Genomic DNA, 2,042 nt, shown 5'->3' with positions numbered 1-2,042 from the left:
GTCTTCGCTGAGCACCACGTAGCGGCCTTTTTCGAAGGCCACGCCTTTGACGATGTTGTCTTTGGTGACCTCTTTGCCGGTGGTTTTGTTGATGCGTTTGTAGCCCACCGGGTCCATGCTGCGTTTGTCGAGCCAGTCAAAATCAACGCCCTGAGCGGACGTTGCCGACACCAGCGACACCGGTATATGGACCAAGCCGAAACTGATGGCGCCTTTCCAGATTGCCCGTGGCATGGCTGCGGTTCCTTGAACAGAGTCAGTGTTCAGGTGACCGGCGGGCGCTGGCAAAAGTTTCGATGAGCAGATATGCGGACAGATCGTGTTACACCTAATGAGAAACTATTTAGTTACGAAAGCCGAACCCAAGGCGTAGCGTGTTATCGAAAGCACGTATTACTCCTCAGAGAGGCTTTGTCATGAACAGCTGTGTGCGTCATCTAGCAGTGCTGGCGTTGGGTATGGCACTCACGTCACTGGCCCAGGCGCAAAGCCTGCCCGGCCGCACCGATTCCAACAACAGCCCGATTCACCGGGCCAACCCCAACAGCATGCAGGGCACCCAGCCCAATGCGCCGGCCACGCGCGGTGTGCAGATCGGCCCGACCAGCCCCCGGCCCACCGTGGAAAACGGCGGTATCGGCAACCGTTATCCCAAGCGCGATGCCGCTCCCAGTCGTCCCGCGACCGAAACCAAAGCCCCCACCTTTGATGCCAACGGCAATCGCCGGCCTTGAGTGCCGGTAAGGACTTCGCCTTATGTTGCTACGCAAAACCCTTCTCGCCGTTGTCTGCGCAAGCACGTTGCTGCCCCTGACAACAGTGTTTGCCGCCCCAGCCCAACAATTTCCCAGTGAACAAGGCAGCCTCTCGGTCACGCCAATCGCCAAGGGCCTGGACCACCCATGGGCCGTGGCGTTCCTGCCGGACAAGCAAGGCTTCCTGGTCACGGAGCGCCCCGGCCACCTGCGCTTTGTCAGCCCGGACGGCAAGTTGTCGGCGCCCCTGACCGGTGTACCGCAGGTGTGGGCCAAAGGGCAGGGCGGTTTGCTGGACGTGGTGCTGTCGCCCGACTTCAAGGAAGACCGCATGGTGTACCTCTCTTACGCCGAAGGCGGTGGCAAGGGCGGCACGGCGGGCACTGCTGTCGGGCGCGGGCGCCTGGCGGATGACTTGAGCGGCTTGAAGGATTTCAAAGTGATCCTGCGTCAGGAGCCCAAGCTGTCTACCGGCAACCACTTCGGTTCACGATTGGCCTTTGACCGCGACGGCTATCTGTTCGTGACCCTTGGCGAGAACAATGACCGCCCCACGGCCCAGGACCTGGACAAGCTGCAAGGCAAGGTGGTGCGGATCTTCCCGGATGGCCGCGTGCCAGAAGACAACCCCTTTGTTGGCCAGCAAGGCGTGCGACCGGAAATCTGGTCCTATGGCCAGCGCAACCCCCAGGGCCTGGCGTTGAACCCCTGGAGCGGCACGATCTGGGAAAACGAACATGGGCCGCGCGGTGGCGATGAAATCAACATCATCGAGCGCGGCAAAAACTACGGCTGGCCGTTGGCGACCCATGGCATCAATTATTCGCTGACGCCGATTCCCGAAGCCCAGGGCAAGGCCGTGGAGGGCACCGTACCGCCCCATCACGTGTGGGAAAAGTCGCCGGGTATCAGTGGCATGGCGTTTTATGATGCCGACCGCTTCAAACCGTGGCAGCACAACGTGTTTATCGGTGCGCTGGCCAGCCAGGAACTGATCCGGTTGCAGTTCGACGGTGACAAGGTGATCCATGAAGAGCGCCTGCTCGGCGGCTTGAAAGCGCGGATTCGCGACGTGCGCCAGGGGCCGGATGGTTACCTGTACGTGTTGGCTGACGAAGACAACGGCGTGTTGTATCGCGTCGGTCTTAATCAGGATTGAAAGAAGGGGCCGCAATGCGGCCCCTTCTTGTTACAACCCCAGCTCGGACAGCCCCGGATGATCATCCGGGCGCCGGCCCAGCGGCCAGTGGAACTTGCGCTCGCTTTCCTTGATCGGCAGGTCGTTGA

General features: G+C 60.9%; 3 protein-coding genes and 1 pseudogene. 2 read left to right on the top strand and 2 right to left on the bottom strand.

Going from position 1 to position 2,042, the window contains the following annotated elements; translation table 11 throughout:
- Positions 1-234, bottom strand: a 234-nt coding sequence (locus HX803_RS31580; RefSeq protein ID WP_306172773.1) for a Ku protein, incomplete at its 3' end; no start/stop codon positions are given.
- Between the two features lie 182 nt (positions 235-416).
- Between HX803_RS31580 and HX803_RS31575 the strand changes: the two genes are divergently transcribed.
- The gene (locus HX803_RS31575; protein ID WP_178925993.1) at positions 417-734 is read left to right on the top strand and encodes a hypothetical protein; all 318 of its coding nucleotides are present in this window, start codon (positions 417-419) and stop codon (positions 732-734) included.
- 22 nt (positions 735-756) lie between these two features.
- Positions 757-1,914, top strand: a complete 1,158-nt coding sequence (locus tag HX803_RS31570; RefSeq protein ID WP_178925992.1) for a PQQ-dependent sugar dehydrogenase — start codon at positions 757-759, stop codon at positions 1,912-1,914.
- A 30-nt stretch (positions 1,915-1,944) separates the two neighbouring features.
- On the opposite strand, the pseudogene HX803_RS31565 reads toward HX803_RS31570, so the two are convergent.
- A pseudogene (locus HX803_RS31565) lies at positions 1,945-2,042 on the bottom strand (DUF1348 domain-containing protein); the annotation flags it as partial.

Origin of the sequence: Pseudomonas sp. P7548, assembly GCF_013386585.1 — a bacterium.
Taxonomy (GTDB): Bacteria; Pseudomonadota; Gammaproteobacteria; order Pseudomonadales; family Pseudomonadaceae; genus Aquipseudomonas.
Note: the sequence above shows the minus strand (reverse complement) of the source record. Positions and strands in the feature narration are given on the sequence as shown.